Here is a 17,552-nt window from a genome sequence, read left to right on the forward strand (position 1 = left end):
CGATTGACTCGCCAAGGCGTTGGCCCCTAAATGACCGGTGACGGTTCTCCTCACGGAGATCAAAAGGGAATGTGGTGCGGGACGTCCCAACGCTAAGGATTTGTCTCAACGCCACGGCTGCCCCCGCAACTGTAAGCGGTGAATCTTTCGTCTCATGCCACTGGGAAACTCGGTCCTGGGAAGGCGACGCAAGGTAACGACCCGCGAGCCAGGAGACCTGCCGTCAGCCGTGGTCACACGCGAAGATGTCGGTCGGGGAGTACAGGCATCGGCTTCACCGGAGCAATCCATGGCTCTGCCGTGAAACCTCGTTCGCTGTGACGTGCCACTGACGTCATACCGAGGTTACAATTGTGTCCCGTGTCTTCTCTGCCGCCAGGCGCCTTGCCGCCGGCCTGCTCGCATCGGTTTCCTTCCATTCGTTCGATCTGTCTCCCGCCTTTGCCCAGCGGGTCCTGGCCGAGCAGCTGCCATCGATCGAGGTGACCCAGCCCTCCGATCAGAACCGCACGCGCGCGAGGGCAACCGGTGACGGCGAGGCGACGCGGCGCAAGACAATCGCGGATGTCGCGCCGCCAAGAAATGGCGCTGGCTCATCCGGCTCCGGCGGTGACGCTGCCGCCGGCAACGGCGGCATCGTCGGGGCCGCCACGACCGTCGTCACGGCCGCGGATATCGCGCATTCGCCATCGCAGACGCTTGCCGAGATCATCGCGACGCAAGTTCCCGGCGCCCAGATCACGACGTTCTACGGCGGCCCGATCGCTGCCAAGACCGGCGTGGACCTGCGCGGCTTCGGCGCCTTCGCCACCGCCAACACGCTGGTGCTGGTCAATGGCAGGCGGCTGAACGACGTCGACATGGCACAGGTGGACCTCTCCACCATCCCGCTCAATTCCATCGAGCGCATCGAGGTCACGCGTGGCAATTCCAGTGCGGTGCTCTACGGCGACAATGCGGTCGGCGGCGTGATCAACATCATCACCAAAAATGGCGTCGGCGGACCGCCCGTGAGCGCACGCATCGAGGCCGGCTTCGGCTCGTTCAACACCAGGCTCGGCAATGTCTCGACCTCGCTCAATTCCGGCCTGTGGTCGATCTCGTTCCATGGCAATACGGTCAGGACCGACGGCTATCGCGACAACAATCGCTATTCCCAGCAGAACGGCGTCGGCAGTCTCAACTACACGACGCCAGGCCTGACTGCGTTTCTCACCGTCACCGGTGACAATCAGGAGCTGCGACTGCCGGGCGGCCGCACGGTCGATCCCTCCATCGGCCTCGACGAGCTCAGGGCCAACCGGCGAGCTACCAGCACGCCGTTCAACTACGCCAACCAGCAGGGTTTCAGCGCGACTGCGGGCTTTACCAGGACCCTGGTCAACGGCGTCGATCTCATCGTCGATGGCGGCGTGCGTGACAAGAAGCAGCAGAGCGCGTTCTTCTCCAGCCCGGCGCCGGTTCCTGCCTTCTTCACGTCGACCTATGTTGGCTCCCATCTGACGAATTGGTCGATCACGCCGCGGCTCAGCGTGAAGAGCCTGCTGCTCGGCATGCCGTCGCAGCTCCTGACCGGCATCGACTATTACGATGCCAGCTTTGAGCAGAACCGCGGCGCCGGGCAGGGGCTCGCGGCCTGGCACAATTACGACCTCAGGCAGCAGACGGTCGCGGGTTATTTCCAGCACAATTTGGGGATAACGCCCACCACCGACGTCTCCTACGGCGCGCGGGTGCAGACCATCGGACTTGCGGCACGCGACAATTTCGATCCGGCCGCGCCGTTCAACGCCGACATCGGCGCGCTGCCGCTGACGAGCAGCGAGACCCAATATGCGCTGCATCTCGGGGCCGAGCATCGCCTCAATGACGTGGTCTCGCTGTTCGGCCGCGCCGCGCGCGCCTTCCGCACGCCCGACGTCGACGAGCGTCTGTCCTCGGGGCCGTCCTTCGACCCGCTGACCTTCGCTTCAATTCCGCAAACCTTCCAGCTCAAGACCCAGACCTCTCAGGACATCGAGGGCGGGCTGCGCATCAAGGGCGGCGGGTTGCAGCTGCAGAGCAGTGTTTATCTGATGGATCTCACCAACGAGGTCCATTTCAGCCCGGTCCTGTTCTACAACACCAATCTCGATCCGACCCGGCGCTACGGTTCGGAGACCAGCCTGTCCTACCGCGTCAACGACGCCCTGCTGCTGCGCTCCGGCGTGGCCTATACCCGTGCCGTCTTCCGCGAAGGCATCTGGGCCGGCAACGATGTGCCGCTGGTGTCGCGCTACACGGCGAGTGCGGGTGTCACCTGGAACATCTGGCAGGACTATGTGGTGCTCGATGCGACCGCGCGGTTCTGGAGCGAACGGCGCATGGACAACGACCAGGCCGGCACCCAGAAGCCGATCCCCGCCAACGGCACCATCGATCTCAAGCTCGGCGGCCGATATGAACGCTACTTCTGGTCCCTGAGCGTCAACAATGTGCTGAATGCGCTCTACTACGACTACGCCATCGCGAGCACCTTCACGGATGGCCGCTTCAGCGCCTATCCGCTGCCGGGCCGCACCTATCTGCTCAAGGCCGGTGCAACGTTCTGATTTACGTCAGGCTGTTACGCGCGCCCAAATGGACTAGACCTCAAAGAGAAGGAGATCACCCGTGCCTCAACACCATGGCTCATGGCATCCTGCCGTCTCGCGGCGATCGCTTCCGGATTCACCCGGTCGCGTCGCGCCTTGCGCCGATGTTCTGCTTTGCGCTGCTGACGGCCTCATGCGCGCTCGCCAGCTTCGCGTTCGCCTGTGCCACGCCGTTCGCTGCCTTCGCAGTCGTTGCCGCGGCGATGCTACCGCAGCGCTCGGCGCTGCTCGTCGTCACCGGCGCCTGGCTCGTCAACCAGACCATCGGTTTCGGCGTGCTGCATTATCCCGTCGACTCCGGCACGATTGCCTGGGGCTTTGTCATTGGCGCGGCTGCGCTTCTGTCGACCGCGGCAGCGTCGAAGGTGCTCGGCCTGCTGCCGCAGGGTCGCACGCCGCTGATGCTGGCGATCACGCTCGTCGCCGCCTATGGGATCTACGAGCTCGCGCTGTTCACCGCGACACCGTTCCTCGGCGGCGAGGTCGCCTTCACCGCCGCCATCGTGACGCGCATCGCTCTGACCTGTGCCGTCTGGCTCGCCGGCCTCGTCGCCGTCTGCGAGATCGTCCGCCTGGTCGGCCCGGCCGGACCCAAGGGGGCGATGTCGGCCTGAGCGGACGATCGTGACCGTAGCCCTGATGGAGCGGAGCGCAATCCGGGGCCGCTCGCCCGGCATTTTGCACCGTCCCAGATTGCGCTCCGCTCCATCCGGGCTACGGGACCGTGTCTGTGTCGGTCTCTGTCAATCCACGCGCGCAAAAATATTCCACTTTACCGAAATTCGGTTTCGGCGTATGTGTCGATCATCCCGGCTCACCCAAGAGGGGCGACTTGAGGTCGTCTTGTTCGCGAGCCGGGTTGCGGTGGGCGCGGCAGCGTCGGCATGAGAGGTGCGGGCAGGGCGGGTAGTCCCTGTGAGCCCGAGGCTTCGTGCGGACGACGGCGCTGTTCAGTTCGTCTCGCCACATTCTTTCGGCAACGTCGACAACGCCGGGAGATAATGTGGTGACCAGCGAGCGTGCGTACGGCAAAACCGTGTGGTCCTGGCCGTCGTTGCCACGGTCAAGTCTTTCGCGAAGGTGCGAGCGAGCCCAACCGGGCAGACTGCATCGTTTAAATTCGCGGGGCGAGGGAGGCCAAAAGGAATGGTCGGCTCCCGGGAGATCACGGCATAAGCCGTCCAGCCATCGCGCAGGGAAGGCCGAGTGATCGGCGACACCTGTATGCTGCTGTGCGGTTCTTTTTGCGCGTGCATTTCGCGCAGCGGACCGCGGGTGCCAGCCGGCACCCGGCCTTCCCTGTGCCCTCTTGGATTCAGAGGGTGGAGCGATGAAGCAAAGCTCGGGCGAAATGCGCCGCGAGAACGCAAAGGCGCGTCTGCACCGCCGCTGGGATCTGCAGGGGAGCGTCGCAATGCGTGCGCTACACTCTGCTCTCCTGCCCCGTACCCTGCGCAGCACGCCCGGCGATGCGAAGCATCGTCCGGTGTGATGCGCTGCAGAGCCGGGGGCCCATCCATCCGCGTCGCAATCTAGCGCTTTCTGGATCCCGGCTCTGCGCCGCGACCCTGGCGCGCTGCGGCTTGTCCGGGACGCGAGCCGAAGGCCATTGGTGAGGGGCGCGCGCCCGACTCAGCCGCACGGTCACCGCGTCGTGGAGCAAACTCGGAGGTGATACTGCCGAAACAAAATCTGAGGTTGTGGTGGACCTTTCCAACGAGGGTATTGCGGTAGTTCGGCTCGTGTCTTCCGGGTAACGATTGTGGTGTCTCCGCAACACTCATTCCGGATTTAACCTTCCTTACCGGCCGTTCGCCTCGCCGCCGCTTTTTGGCCACACCCGAACATGAATAAAATCACTCTAATGTTTTAGGGCAGCGGCGATCTTCGAGGGCGACGAGAAATCCCAAGGTCGATTCAAATCTTGGCTCTGATTTTTCGGGTCTGAAAGGGTTCACCGGGGAAACTGGTTTGCGATGGACGCGAAGACCGACATCAAGCAGAGGCTGCCGAGCCGTCACGTGACGGAAGGGCCAACGCGCGCGCCCCATCGCTCCTACTTCTACGCCATGGGTCTGACCACCGCGCAGATCCACCAGCCCTTCGTCGGCGTCGCTTCCTGCTGGAACGAGGCCGCGCCCTGCAACATTTCCCTGATGCGCCAGGCGCAGGCCGTGAAGAAGGGCGTGGCATCCGCCGGTGGCACGCCGCGCGAATTCTGCACCATCACCGTGACCGACGGCATCGCCATGGGCCATGACGGCATGCGCTCCTCGCTGCCGTCGCGCGAATGCATCGCCGACTCGGTCGAGCTGACCGTCCGCGGCCACGCCTATGACGCCCTCGTGGGCCTCGCCGGCTGCGACAAGTCGCTGCCGGGCATGATGATGGCGATGGTCCGCCTCAACGTTCCCTCGATCTTCATCTATGGCGGCTCGATCCTGCCCGGCAATTTCCGGGGCCAGCAGGTCACCGTGCAGGACATGTTCGAGGCCGTCGGCAAGCACTCGGTCGGCGCCATGTCGGACGAGGACCTCGACGAGATCGAGCGCGTGGCGTGCCCCTCTGCGGGCGCCTGCGGCGCGCAGTTCACCGCCAACACCATGGCGACCGTCTCCGAGGCGATCGGCCTTGCGCTGCCTTACTCGGCCGGTGCTCCGGCACCCTACGAAATCCGCGATGCCTTCTGCATGACCGCGGGCGAGAAGGTCATGGACCTGATCGCCCAGAACATCCGGCCGCGCGACATCGTGACCCTCAAGGCGCTGGAGAATGCCGCCGCCGTGGTTGCGGCGTCCGGCGGCTCGACTAATGCTGCGCTGCACCTGCCGGCGATCGCGCATGAGTGCGGCATCAAATTCGACCTGTTCGACGTCGCCGAAATCTTCAAAAAGACACCATATGTCGCGGATTTGAAGCCGGGTGGCCGTTATGTCGCCAAAGACATGTTTGAAGTAGGTGGCATACCGCTTCTGATGAAGACGCTGCTCGACAATGGCTTCCTGCACGGTGATTGCCTTACCGTTACGGGCCGCACGATCGCCGAAAACCTCAAGAGCGTGAAATGGAATCCGCACCAGGACGTGGTGCACCCGGCAGACAAGCCCATCACCGTCACTGGCGGCGTGGTCGGTCTGAAGGGCAATTTGGCGCCAGAAGGTGCGATCGTGAAAGTCGCGGGAATGTCCAACCTCAGGTTCACCGGTCCGGCCAGGTGCTTCGACCGTGAGGAGGATGCTTTCGAGGCGGTCCAGAAGCGCACCTACCGCGAAGGCGAAGTCATCGTGATCCGCTACGAGGGGCCCAAGGGCGGTCCCGGCATGCGGGAAATGCTCCAGACCACCGCGGCGCTGACCGGCCAGGGCATGGGCGGCAAGATCGCGCTCATCACCGACGGCCGTTTCTCCGGCGCCACCCGCGGCTTCTGCATCGGCCATGTCGGGCCCGAGGCGGCCATTGGCGGCCCGATCGGGCTGCTCGAGGATGGCGACATCATCGAGATCGACGCGGTCGCCGGTACCCTTAACGTAAAATTGAGCGACGCCGAGCTCGCCCAGCGCAAGACCAAATGGAGCGCTCGCGCGACTAACCACACATCAGGTGCGCTCTGGAAATATGCTCAACAGGTTGGACCAGCGGTCGGGGGGGCAGTGACCCATCCGGGCGGCGCGCACGAGAAACAGTGTTATGCGGACATCTAGGCGTGCCATTGTTGCGTTTGTGTTGGGGGCCAGTGCGCTGGCCGCGCCGGCGCTTGCCTTCGACGGCGCGCCGGTCAACCCGAAGGACGCCACCATCCCGGTCGTGACCGCCTTGCCCAATGTCACGGGTGGCGTGCGCGGCAAGGTCGCGCCGGCGGCCGTGCCTCAGGAGACCTCGCTCAGCGCGCTGCAATATGCCGCCGAGGGTGGTCACCCCATCGCGCAGTGGAAGCTCGGCCGCATGTACGCCAATGGCGACGGCGTCGCCCAGGACGATCTGCGCGCCTTCGAATATTTCAGCCGGATCGCCAATGCGCATGCCGAGGACAGCCCGTCGGCGCCGCAGGCGCAGATCGTGGCCAACGCCTTCGTCGCGCTCGGCCGCTATTATCTCAGCGGCATCCCGAACTCGAAGATCAAGTCGGATCCGGATCGGGCGCGGGAGATGTTCTCCTATGCGGCGTCCTATTTCGGCAATGCCGACGCGCAATACGATCTCGCCCGGCTCTACCTGAAGACGCCGGACGCCTCGCGCGAGGATTTCCGGTACGGCGCGCGCTGGCTCGGCCTTGCCGCGCAGAAGGGCCAGCATCAGGCCCAGGCACTGCTTGGCCAGATGCTGTTCAACGGCGACCGCCTGCCGCGGCAGGCCGCGCGCGGCCTGATGTGGCTGACGCTGGCGCGTGACAGCGCCGGCGCGGAAGAGACCTGGATCAAGGAAAACTACAACCGCGCCCTCGCCAAGGCCTCCGACGACGACCGCGCCATGTGCCTGCAGATGCTGGAGCAGTGGGTGCAGGGCCGCCGGGATTAAAACCCCGATTCCAGTGTCGTTGGGCGGATTGGCCGAAGGCGTAATCCGCCCATCAAGCTTCCGTTCACGCCGCCTCCAGATCCAGATCCGCCCACACCGGTACGTGGTCCGACGGCTTCTCCCAGCCCCGCACATAGCTGTCGATGCCGACATTGGCGAGCCGGTCGCTGGCCTGCGGCGACAGCAGCAGATGATCGATCCGCAGGCCCTGATTCTTCTGCCAGGCGCCGGCCTGGTAATCCCAGAACGTGTAGAGGCCCGGCTCGTCGGTCACGGCCCGCAGGGCGTCGGTCAGGCCGAGGCCGAGCAGGGACTGGAAGCTCTCCCGCGTCTCGGGCTTGAACAGGGCGTCCTCGGTCCAGGCGGCGGGATTGTGGACGTCACGGGCGTGCGGGATGACGTTGAAGTCACCTGCGAGGATCAGCGGCTCCTCGGTCTTGAGGCGCTCCTTCGAATATTCAAGAAGCCGGGACATCCATTTGAGCTTGTAGGGATATTTATCGGTCCCGACAGGGTTGCCGTTGGGCAGATAAAGGCAGGCGATGCGCAGCACGCCAGACTTCAGCGTCACCACGCCTTCGAGGAAACGGGCGTGGGCATCCTCATCGTCACCGGCCAGTCCGGACTTGGTCTCGTCGAACCGGAGCTTGGAGAGCAGGGCAACGCCGTTGAACGTCTTCTGCCCGTGCGTGACCACGTTGTAGCCGAGCGCCTCGATCTCCAGCCGCGGGAAGGCCTCGTCGACGCATTTGATCTCCTGCAGGCAGACGATGTCCGGCTGGCATTCCTTCAGCCAGGTCAGGAGAAGGTCGATCCGCTGCCGGACCGAGTTCACGTTCCAGGTGGCAACTCTGATGGTCATGTCGGCGGGCTCCGGGCAGGGGCCATGGTTAGAACAAACTGCAAACGCGCCCGTCAAGGACGCCGCAAAATCTCCCACAAAATTAACCCGGCTTAAGCAGGCGGCAGGCCATTGATCGTCAAAAGGTTCCTCGGATGGGATGGCCGGACAAATCGATGAAGCGAACCGAGCCGCGTGACGGCCTGATCGGCGCGTTCCTGTATTGGCTCGGCGGCTTCGAGATCGAGGACAGCCTGACTGCCGGCCTCAGCGAGCGCGAGATCGGCCGCATCCGCGCCAAGCAGATCGACGCCGTGACGCGGCTGATCCCGGTGACGATGGCGGTGACGATGCTCAACGTCGGCATCGTGCTGATCCTGTTCTGGGGCCGCGGCTGGAACGACTTCCTCGCGATCTGGGGCCTGACGCTCGGCGCCACCGCCTCGCTGGCGGTGCGCTCATGGCGGCGGTCGCATCGCAACCCGCCGCAGGAGGCCTCGCCACGTGCCGCGCGTCAGATGCTGCGCCAGGCGGTGTTCCTCGCCGCGATCTGGGGCGCGCTGCCGCTCGCTCTGTTCAGCCGCATCGAGCCGACCAGCCAGTTGATCCTGGCCTGCCTGATGGTCGGCATGATGTCCGGCGGCGCCTTCACGTTCTCGACCTTCCCGCGCGCCGGCCTGGTCTATCTCGCCACCATGACGGTCGGCTGCGCGGGCGCGCTGCTGCTGTGCGGCACCGGGCCGTATTTGGTGACGGCGGTGTTCCTGCTGCTGTTCGCGTTCTTCATGGCGCGCAACATCGTCTCGCAGGGCAATCTGTTCCTCGGCAATCTCAAGGCCCAGCTCGAACTGGAGCGGCAGACCGAGATCATCTCATTGCTGCTGAAGGACTTCCAGGAGAACGCCAGCGACTGGCTGTGGCAGACCGACGCCGAGGGACATCTGGTCAATGTGCCCCAACGCTTCGCCGACGTTGCGCAATTGCCGCTGCCGCTGCTGAAGGGATCGTATTTCGCCGACGTGCTCGACATGCTCTGCCCCGAGGAGAAGAGCGCGGCCTACAACGTTGTTGGCCTGATGGAGCAGAACGAGCCGCTGCACGAGATGAACATCAAGGTCGTCGCCGGCGGCGAGGCGCGGCTGTGGTCGCTGACGGCCAAGCCCGCCTATGACCGCGAGGGCCAGTTCCTCGGCTATCGCGGCTTCGGGCGCGATGTGACCGAGCGCTGGCGCGCGGAAAAGGCCGAGGCCGAGAGCCGCGCGAAATCGGACTTCCTCGCGGTGATGAGCCACGAGATCCGCACGCCCATGAACGGCGTGCTCGGGCTCGCCAGCATGCTGCTGGAGACCAAGCTCGACCCGGAGCAGCACGAGGCGGTGACCACGATCCGCGAGTCCGGCGACAATCTCCAGCGCATCCTCAACGACATCCTCGACCTCTCCAAGCTCGAGGCCGGACGCTTCGCCTTCGAGGCGATCGACTTCGCCCCGCAGGCGCTGGTCGAGACGGTCGCGAACGTCGCGCGCGCGAGCGCCAATAGCAAGGGATTGGCGATCAAGGTCGAGCTCGACCCGAGCCTGCCGCCGACGCTGCGCGGCGACGTCGCGCGCATTCGCCAGGTGCTGCTCAACTTCGCGTCCAACGCGGTGAAGTTCACCGATGAGGGCGAGGTGACGATCTGCGCGACCTGCCAGGCACGCCGAGACCTGCTGGCGACCGTCGAATGGACGGTGACCGACAGCGGCATCGGTATCGCCCCCGAAAAACTCGGCCAGCTCTTCAGCGACTTCGCGCAGGCCGATGCCTCGATCAGCCGCCGCTTCGGCGGCACCGGGCTTGGGCTTGCGATCTCCCGGCGCATCATCGAGCAGATGGGCGGCACCATCGGCGTCACCTCGACGCCCGGGGAGGGCTCGACCTTCCGCTTCACGCTGGTACTGCCCTGGAGCCAGGTGCAGGCCTCCGAGCAGACGGCCGGCCAGGACGAGGCCGAGGAGCTCAAGGCCCGTATCGCCGGCCTCGATCGGCCGTTGAAGGTGCTGGTCGCGGAGGACGATGCGGTCAACCGCATGGTCGTGAGCAAGATGTTGGGGGCCTTCGACGTCGAGCTGCGCGTCGTCACCGACGGCACTGAAGCCGTCGCGGCGGCATCAGAAGGCAACTACGATGTGGTGCTGATGGACGTGCGCATGCCCGACATGGACGGGCTTGCAGCCACCCGCGCGATCCGTGCGCAAGGCGGGCGCTTGGCGGCCTTGCCGATCGTCGCGCTGACGGCCAACGCCTTCCCCGAGGACGTCAGGATCTGCCGCGAGGCAGGCATGTCGGATTTCCTCGCCAAGCCGCTGCGCAAGCCGGCGCTGGTCGCCGCGCTGCTGCGTGCGCTCGACGGCCACACGATGTCGGAAGACGCGCCGCTCCAGCCGGCGCTGATGCCGCTCGATGTCGAGTGGACGGACGAGGAAAGGCAGATGACGGGCGCCTGATACCGGTCAGATCGAGAAGCTGGTGCCGCAGCCGCAGGACGCGGTGGCGTTGGGATTGTTGACGCGGAACGAGGCGCCGATCAGATCATCGACGAAATCGACCTGCGAGCCGGCCAGGAACGGCTGCGAGGCGGAATCGACCAGCACCACCGCGTTGTCCTGCTCGATCACGAGATCGTCGTCGGTTCGCGCCCGGTCGATGTCGAACTTGTACTGGAAACCCGAGCAGCCGCCGCCCTCGACCGAGATGCGCAGCATCGCGCCTGTGCCTTCGCCCTTGAGGATCTCCCCAATCCGGCGTGCGGCGCGGTCACTGATGGTCACATCGGTCGTCATGGCTCGTCTCCGATAGTCCCGCGGTCATACCCAATTCATTTGGTATCCCGCGCCCGGCATAGTTAAGTGCAAGGATACGCAGAATCAAATGGATAGGGACTAAATTCGTCGTGTCCGTCGGAATGGCTGCCCCCCACGCGCCCTATGCCTGCGATCCCGACCGCAGCCGCGGCCGGCTGGTTGCGGAGCCGCCGAGCCGAACCCGCAGCCCGTTCCGGCGGGATTGCGACCGGGTGATCCATTCCACCGCGTTTCGCCGCCTGAAGTACAAGACCCAGGTGTTCGTGTTCCACGAGGGCGATCATTACCGGACCCGGCTGACCCATTCGCTGGAGGTGGCCCAGATCGCCCGTGCTCTGGCCCGGCAGCTCGGGCTGGACGAGGACCTCACCGAAACCCTGGCGTTGGCCCACGATCTCGGTCATCCCCCGTTCGGCCATGCCGGCGAGCGGGCGCTGGACGCCTGCCTGAAGGACTTTGGCGGCTTCGACCACAACGCCCAGACGTTGCGCGTCGTCGCTTCGCTGGAGCATCGCTATCCCGAGTTCGACGGGCTCAACCTGACCTGGGAATCGCTCGAGGGGATCGTCAAGCACAACGGTCCGCTGACCGACCGCAGCGGCGCGCCGGTCGGGCGCTATCGCGAGCACGGCATTCCCGTCGGCATCGCCGACTACATCAAGACCTACGACCTCGAATTGTGGAGCTTCGCCTCGCTTGAGGCGCAGGTCGCAGCCATCGCCGACGACATCGCCTATGACGCCCACGATATCGACGACGGCCTGCGCGCCGGCCTGTTCGATCTCGACGATCTCAAGGTGATGCCGCTCACGGCTGAAATCATTGCCGAGACTTCAGCGCACTATCCCCATCTCGAAGACCTCCGGCGCGGCGCCGAATTGGTGCGCGAACTGATCTCGCATCTGATCGGTGCGGTGTTCGCGGAGGCCGAGAGGAACCTCGCTGCCGTCAAACCGCAATCGGCCCAGGACGTCCGCCAGCAGAGCCGGGCCCTGATCGCGTTTCCGGCCGAGGTCGCCGAGGAGGAGGCCGCCATCAAACGCTTCCTCTACCAGCACATGTACCGTCACAAGCGGGTGATGCGGGTGATGGGGGAGGCGGAGCAGATCCTGTTCGACCTGTTCGCGAAATACCTGAAATCTCCCGGCGAGCTGCCACCGGAATGGCTGGCGGGAGCGGAGGCGGACAATGAGGGGGACCGGGCGCGGCGGATCGGCAATTTCATTGCCGGAATGACCGACCGTTTCGCCCTCACCGAGCACCAGCGGCTTTTTGACTCGACCCCGGATTTGCGTTAGGCGGCGGCCATGCCCGACACATCCTCAGCACCGCATTTGTTCGCCGACGTGCTTGCACGCGTGCACGCCGCCTGCCGTACGCTGGCCGTGGAAGCCAACTGGCCCGAGGGCATCGATGTCTCGCGCGTGGTGGTCGAGCCGCCGCGCGATCCCTCCCATGGCGACATGGCGACCAACGCCGCCATGGTGCTGGCAAAAGAGGCCAAGGCAAAGCCGCGCGATCTCGCCGAGCAGATCGCCGAGCGGCTGCGCGCTGATGCCCTGATCGCCAAGGTCGACGTCGCCGGTCCCGGCTTCATCAATCTGACCTTGAAGCCCGCCGCCTGGGCCGAGGCGCTGCGGACCGTGCTGCGCGAGGCCGCCGACTACGGCCGCGTCCGCGGCGGCTCCAAGGTCAATGTCGAATACGTCTCGGCCAATCCGACCGGACCGATGCATGTCGGCCATTGCCGCGGCGCAGTGTTCGGCGACGCGCTGGCGAGCCTGCTCCAATTCGCAGGCCACGACGTCACGCGCGAATACTACATCAACGACGCCGGCGCGCAGGTCGACGTGCTCGCGCGCTCCGCGTTCCTGCGCTATCGCGAGGCGCTCGGCGAGGACATCGGCGCGATCCCGGAAGGGCTCTATCCCGGCGACTATCTGAAGCCGGTCGGACAGGCGCTCGCGAAGGAGCATGGCGACAAGCTCCTCGCCAAGAATGAAGCCGAGTGGCTGCCCACGGTGCGCGCCAAGGCGATCGCGATGATGATGGACGAGATCAAGGACGACCTCGCCGCCCTCAACATCCGCCACGACGTGTTCTTCTCCGAGCGCTCGCTGATCGAGACCGGCAACAACAAGGTCGCCGAGACCATCGATTTCCTGAAGGCCAAGGGCGACATCTACGAGGGCCGTCTGCCGCCGCCGAAGGGCGCGCCGGTCGAGGACTGGGAAGACCGCGAGCAGTTGCTGTTCAAGGCCACCGCCTATGGCGACGACGTCGATCGTCCGCTGATCAAGTCGGACAATTCCTACACCTACTTCGCCTCTGACATCGCCTACCACAAGAACAAGTTCGACCGTGGCTTCGCCGAGATGATCGACGTCTGGGGCGCCGACCATGGCGGCTACATCAAGCGCATGCAGGCGGCGGTGAAGGCGACGACGTCGGGCAAGGGCGCGCTTGACGTCAAGATCGTCCAGCTCGTGAAGCTGCTGCGCAATGGCGAGCCGGTGAAAATGTCCAAGCGGAGCGGGGACTTCGTCACCTTGCGTGAGGTGGTGGATGAGGTCGGCCAGGACGCCGTCCGCTTCATGATGCTGTACCGCAAGAACGATGCGGTGCTCGATTTCGACCTCGCCAAGGTCATGGAACAGTCGCGCGACAACCCGGTGTTCTACGTTCAGTACGGCCATGCCCGCGGCCACTCGATCTTCCGCAACGCGCGGACGGAGGTGTTCCCGGAACTCCCCGAGGATGCCGGCGAGCGGATCGCCTGGCTCGCTGACTCGGCGGTGGAACGGCTCTCCGACCCCGTCGAGCTCGACCTGCTCAAGCGGCTCGCAATATTTCCGCGCATGCTGGAAGCCGCCGCAAGCGCCCACGAGCCGCACCGAATTGCCTTTTATCTCTATGATTTAGCCAGCGAATTTCATGCACTTTGGACGAAGGGGCGCGATTTGCCCTATTTACGCTTCATTATCAATAATGATGCAGAGCTTACGAAGGCGCGGCTGGCCATGGTCCAGGGCGTCGTCTCGGTTCTGGCATCGGGCCTCGCCATCCTCGGCGTCCATGCTCCGAACGAGATGCGGTAGTTTGGGGCGAACTACCTAAGGGGAATATCGGGGGTAACCGGCAGAAGCCGGATCGCTTAGACTTGGTTGAAAGCCTTGTGGGTCGAAGGCCGTGCCTTGGTCGAGGGGCGCGCGGCTTTCCCGAAGGGACGCATCATCACGATGGCCGAACGATATCAGGACAGACCGTTTCCCTCCGATGACTATGGTCGCGGTGGCAGCCAGCATGGCAAGGCGGAAGGCGATCCCTTGGCCGAGCTCGCCCGCCTGATCGGACAGACCGATCCATTTGCTGCGCAATCGCGGCCTGGCGCTCATCCGCCGGCAGCCGCTGCGCCCGCACAGGGCTATCAGGACGACGACTATCGGCAAGACGACTATCGGCAAGACGACTATCAGCCGGACTACGCCGAGCCGACCGTGCCGCCGCCGCCCGGGCCGCCCTCATGGATGCGCCGCGCCAATGTGCAGCCGCCGGCCCCGGAGCCCGACTATCAGGTAGCCGTCAATCCGGTTCATCCGTTGCATCGCTATTCGGCCCACCCCGCTCCGCTCGAGCCTGATGTTCATCAGTCGCAGGCCTATCAGGATCACGCCTATCCGGGGCAGGCTTACCCGCAGCAGGATCAAGCTTACCAGCAGCAGGCCTATCAGGAGCCGTATCAGCAGCCCGATCCGGCGCGTTACGACGATGCGCTCTACGGCCGGCTGGAGGCAGCCGAGCAGGATTATCAGCGCGAGCCGGCCTATCCGGACGATCCCTACGCGTATCAGAGCGACTATCCGGAGGCCGAGCTCGATGAGCCCAAGAAGCAGCGCGGCGGCATGATGACGATCGCGGCGATCCTGGCGCTGGCCGTGGTCGGCACGGGCGCTGCCTTCGCCTACAAGACCTATGTCGGCTCGCCCCGCAGCGGCGAGCCGCCGATCATCAGGGCCGACAACACTCCGACCAAGATCGTGCCGGCGCCGTCCGATTCCTCGTCCAAGGTGCCGGATCGCATGGCGATCGGCGACGGCTCCGAGAAGATCGTGCCGCGCGAAGAGGCGCCGGTCGACGTCAACGCCAAGGCAGGCGGTCCCCGCGTGGTGTTCCCGCCGCTGAACCAGAACGCGAATCCGCCGTCGGTGGCGAGCGTGTCACCGTCCGCGCTACCTCCGCCGGGCGCGAGCAACGGCACGCTGCCGAACAATTCGCCGCGCCCGATCAGGACTGTCGCCGTGAAGGGCGATCAGACCGATAGCGCCACGCCGCAATCGGCTGCTGCTGCCAGGCCCACGGCTGCGCCGAGGTCTGTTGCCGCGCCAAGTGCACCGGCCGCGTTGCGCAATCCGCCGACCTCGGCCAATGCCAGCGCCAATCAGCCGATGTCGCTGGCCCCGCAATCCGCACCTGCGGCCGAGCCGCCGCAGCGGATGGCTGCTACCGCCCCGACCCAGATCGCGCCGGCCAGCAGCGGCGGCGGCTACATCGTGCAGGTCTCTTCGCAGCAGAGCGAGGATAGCGCCGCCGCGTCGTACCGGGTGCTTCAGGGCAAGTATGGCAGCGTGCTCGGTTCCCGTTCGCCGGTGATCAAGCGCGTCGACCTCACCGACAAGGGCAAGGGCGTCGTCTACCGCGCCTTCGCTGGGCCCTATGCTTCGGCCGAGGAGGCGACGCACGCCTGCAACAGCCTGAAGTCCGCAGGCCTGTCCGCCTGCTTCGTCCAGAGGAATTAACGGCCGTTTCCTTGACCCCCTCGCGGGTCAGGGTTAATCGGCCGTTATGAGCACGCGGGCCTTCATTACCGGTGTATCCGGAACGGAACTGACCGCCGTCGAGCGGGAGTTTATCCGCGACCAGCGCCCATGGGGCTTCATCCTCTTCAAACGCAATGTCGCAACGCCAGCTCAAGTTGCTGCACTGGTTGCGGAATTGCGGGCGGCGGCGGGTGCCGCCGACGCGCCTGTCCTGATCGATCAGGAGGGCGGACGGGTGCAGCGCCTGGGTCCGCCGCACTGGCCGGTCTATCCGCCGGGCGCCGTCTTCTCGACCCTGTACGACACTGATTCGGCCCTTGGGCTCACCGCGGCGCGCCGGTCGGCCCGCCTGATCGCAGCCGATCTAGCCGATCTCGGCATCACGGTGGATTGCCTGCCGCTGGCCGACGTGCCGGTCGAGGGCGCCGACGCCGTCATCGGGAACCGGGCCTATGGCACCGAGCCCGGCAAGGTCGCTGCAATTGCCCGCGCGATCACCGAGGGTCTGGAGCAGGGCGGCGTGTTGCCGGTGCTCAAGCACATCCCCGGCCATGGGCGGGCCACTGCCGACACCCATTTCAAGCTGCCGACGGTCGACACGCCGAGGGCCGAGCTGGAACGGACCGACTTCGCCGCGTTCGAGCCGCTTTCGGACCTGCCGATGGCCATGACTGCACATGTTGTGTTTAGCGCCGTCGACCCCGCCCAACCGGCGACGACATCTGCGACAATGATTGCTGACGTGATTCGCGGCGTAATCGGGTTCCAGGGTTTGTTAATGAGTGATGACGTGTCGATGAACGCGCTGTCGGGGAATATCGCCGAGCGGACCCGCGCCATCTTCGCGGCCGGCTGCGACATGGCGCTGCATTGCAACGGCAACATCGAAGAGATGCGCGAGGTTGCCGGCCAGACACCTGAGTTGTCGGGCCGGGCGCTGGAGCGGGCGAACGCCGCGCTCGCCGCGCGCAAGGCTCCGCAGCCGCTCGACCGCGTCGCCGCACGGATGGAGCTGGACGCATTGATCGCACGGGCAAACACGGCATCCGCATGACTGCAGAAATCTTATCGTTTGAGACCGGCCGGCCTGCAGAGCTCGCCGAGGATGAACCGGCGTTGGTGGTGGACGTCGAGGGCTATGAGGGCCCGCTCGACCTGTTGCTCGCGCTGGCTCGGAACCAGAAGGTCGACCTCGCCAAGATTTCGATCCTGGCGCTGGCCGACCAATATCTCCACTTCATCGAAGCCGCGCGAAAGATCCGGCTCGAGCTTGCCGCCGACTATCTCGTCATGGCGGCCTGGCTCGCCTTCCTGAAGTCGCGCTTGCTGCTGCCGGAGCCGCCGAGCGCGGAAGGCCCGAGCGCCGAGCAGATGGCCACCGCGCTCGCCAATCGCCTGCGCCGGCTGGAGGCCATTCGCGAGGCCGCCAACCGGTTGATGAACAGGCAGCAATTGCTGCGCGACATCTTCCCGCGCGGCGAGCCCGAGCAGATCGCCGAGATCAAGCATCCGAAATACACCGCGACGCTGTACGATCTGCTCACCGCCTATGCCTCCCAGCGCCAGTCGCGCGTGCTGGCGAGCGTGCATCTGGCCAAGCGCACGGTGTGGTCGCTCGCCGAGGCGCGCGCCACGCTGGAGCGGCTGGTCGGTAGCATCAGCGAGCAGGACGATTGGGGCGTGCTCGACGACTTCCTGGTCCGGCACGTCGCCGATCCCACCCAGCGCGCGACGGTGTTCGCCTCGAGCTTCGCCGCTGCACTGGAGCTGGTGCGCGAAGGTCAGCTGGAGCTGAACCAGAAAGAGGCGTTTGCGCCGATCTATTTCCGGAAGGGGCGCCCCAAGCCGGTGCCGGACGCAGCTCCTGCGCCTGATGCGCCGGTCGCTTAAGTGCAAGAAGGAG

The 17,552-nt window shown here is 65.4% G+C and carries 12 protein-coding genes and 1 riboswitch; of the genes, 10 read left to right on the forward strand and 2 right to left on the reverse strand.

The window, feature by feature from the left end:
• Positions 1-24: 24 nt before the first annotated feature.
• Positions 25-240, forward strand: a riboswitch (cobalamin riboswitch).
• A 113-nt stretch (positions 241-353) separates the two neighbouring features.
• The 4 genes from IVB24_RS20670 (at position 354) to IVB24_RS20685 (ending at position 7,148) form a co-directional block, all read left to right on the forward strand.
• Entirely contained in the window at positions 354-2,591 is a 2,238-nt protein-coding gene (locus IVB24_RS20670) for a TonB-dependent receptor (RefSeq protein WP_247768371.1), read from the forward strand.
• A 74-nt stretch (positions 2,592-2,665) separates the two neighbouring features.
• Positions 2,666-3,247: a hypothetical protein gene (locus IVB24_RS20675; RefSeq protein ID WP_247768372.1), complete on the forward strand. Its 582-nt coding sequence runs from the start codon at positions 2,666-2,668 to the stop codon at positions 3,245-3,247.
• A 1,362-nt stretch (positions 3,248-4,609) separates the two neighbouring features.
• The gene (ilvD, locus tag IVB24_RS20680; RefSeq protein WP_166475184.1) at positions 4,610-6,334 is read left to right on the forward strand and encodes a dihydroxy-acid dehydratase; all 1,725 of its coding nucleotides are present in this window, start codon (positions 4,610-4,612) and stop codon (positions 6,332-6,334) included.
• The gene (locus tag IVB24_RS20685) at positions 6,321-7,148 is read left to right on the forward strand and encodes a tetratricopeptide repeat protein (RefSeq protein ID WP_094977771.1); all 828 of its coding nucleotides are present in this window, start codon (positions 6,321-6,323) and stop codon (positions 7,146-7,148) included. Before ilvD ends, IVB24_RS20685 begins: the two co-directional genes overlap by 14 nt.
• A gap of 64 nt (positions 7,149-7,212) precedes the next feature.
• On the opposite strand, the gene xth is transcribed toward IVB24_RS20685, so the two are convergent.
• Positions 7,213-8,010, reverse strand: a complete 798-nt coding sequence (xth, locus tag IVB24_RS20690; RefSeq protein ID WP_247768373.1) for an exodeoxyribonuclease III — start codon at positions 8,008-8,010, stop codon at positions 7,213-7,215.
• 134 nt (positions 8,011-8,144) lie between these two features.
• On the opposite strand from xth, the gene IVB24_RS20695 reads away from it, so the two are divergent.
• Positions 8,145-10,475, forward strand: coding sequence for an ATP-binding protein (locus IVB24_RS20695; protein WP_247768375.1), 2,331 nt, complete (start codon positions 8,145-8,147; stop codon positions 10,473-10,475).
• Between the two features lie 6 nt (positions 10,476-10,481).
• Here the strand turns inward: IVB24_RS20695 and erpA are convergent, their stop codons facing one another.
• Positions 10,482-10,811: an iron-sulfur cluster insertion protein ErpA gene (erpA, locus tag IVB24_RS20700; RefSeq protein WP_094890440.1), complete on the reverse strand. Its 330-nt coding sequence runs from the start codon at positions 10,809-10,811 to the stop codon at positions 10,482-10,484.
• Between the two features lie 110 nt (positions 10,812-10,921).
• Between erpA and IVB24_RS20705 the strand changes: the two genes are divergently transcribed.
• The 5 genes from IVB24_RS20705 to IVB24_RS20725 all read left to right on the forward strand — a co-directional run bounded on the left by IVB24_RS20705 (position 10,922) and on the right by IVB24_RS20725 (position 17,539).
• Positions 10,922-12,130 carry a deoxyguanosinetriphosphate triphosphohydrolase gene (locus IVB24_RS20705; RefSeq protein ID WP_247768377.1) on the forward strand — a complete coding sequence of 403 codons (1,209 nt, stop codon included), beginning with the start codon at positions 10,922-10,924 and terminating at the stop codon, positions 12,128-12,130.
• A gap of 9 nt (positions 12,131-12,139) precedes the next feature.
• A complete protein-coding gene (gene argS / locus IVB24_RS20710) occupies positions 12,140-13,930 on the forward strand; it encodes an arginine--tRNA ligase (RefSeq protein ID WP_247768379.1) in 1,791 nt (596 codons plus the stop codon).
• A gap of 141 nt (positions 13,931-14,071) precedes the next feature.
• The gene (locus tag IVB24_RS20715; protein ID WP_247774139.1) at positions 14,072-15,628 is read left to right on the forward strand and encodes an SPOR domain-containing protein; all 1,557 of its coding nucleotides are present in this window, start codon (positions 14,072-14,074) and stop codon (positions 15,626-15,628) included.
• Between the two features lie 46 nt (positions 15,629-15,674).
• Positions 15,675-16,703: a beta-N-acetylhexosaminidase gene (gene nagZ, locus IVB24_RS20720; RefSeq protein WP_247768380.1), complete on the forward strand. Its 1,029-nt coding sequence runs from the start codon at positions 15,675-15,677 to the stop codon at positions 16,701-16,703.
• Positions 16,700-17,539, forward strand: coding sequence for a ScpA family protein (locus IVB24_RS20725; protein WP_140479874.1), 840 nt, complete (start codon positions 16,700-16,702; stop codon positions 17,537-17,539). Before nagZ ends, IVB24_RS20725 begins: the two co-directional genes overlap by 4 nt.
• The last annotated feature ends 13 nt before the right edge of the window (positions 17,540-17,552 follow it).

Source organism: Bradyrhizobium sp. 192 (assembly GCF_023100965.1).
Lineage (GTDB): Bacteria > Pseudomonadota > Alphaproteobacteria > Rhizobiales > Xanthobacteraceae > Bradyrhizobium > Bradyrhizobium symbiodeficiens.

Excerpts from the sequence above, each read along its gene's own strand:
- IVB24_RS20675 (WP_247768372.1), top strand. The coding sequence starts at position 2,666 with ATGGCTCATGGCATCCTGCCGTCTCGCGGCGATCGCTTCCGGATTCAC.
- ilvD (WP_166475184.1), top strand. The coding sequence starts at position 4,610 with ATGGACGCGAAGACCGACATCAAGCAGAGGCTGCCGAGCCGTCACGTG.
- IVB24_RS20685 (WP_094977771.1), top strand. The coding sequence starts at position 6,321 with ATGCGGACATCTAGGCGTGCCATTGTTGCGTTTGTGTTGGGGGCCAGT.
- xth (WP_247768373.1), bottom strand. The coding sequence starts at position 8,010 with ATGACCATCAGAGTTGCCACCTGGAACGTGAACTCGGTCCGGCAGCGG.
- IVB24_RS20695 (WP_247768375.1), top strand. The coding sequence starts at position 8,145 with ATGGGATGGCCGGACAAATCGATGAAGCGAACCGAGCCGCGTGACGGC.
- erpA (WP_094890440.1), bottom strand. The coding sequence starts at position 10,811 with ATGACGACCGATGTGACCATCAGTGACCGCGCCGCACGCCGGATTGGG.
- argS (WP_247768379.1), top strand. The coding sequence starts at position 12,140 with ATGCCCGACACATCCTCAGCACCGCATTTGTTCGCCGACGTGCTTGCA.
- IVB24_RS20715 (WP_247774139.1), top strand. The coding sequence starts at position 14,072 with ATGGCCGAACGATATCAGGACAGACCGTTTCCCTCCGATGACTATGGT.
- nagZ (WP_247768380.1), top strand. The coding sequence starts at position 15,675 with ATGAGCACGCGGGCCTTCATTACCGGTGTATCCGGAACGGAACTGACC.
- IVB24_RS20725 (WP_140479874.1), top strand. The coding sequence starts at position 16,700 with ATGACTGCAGAAATCTTATCGTTTGAGACCGGCCGGCCTGCAGAGCTC.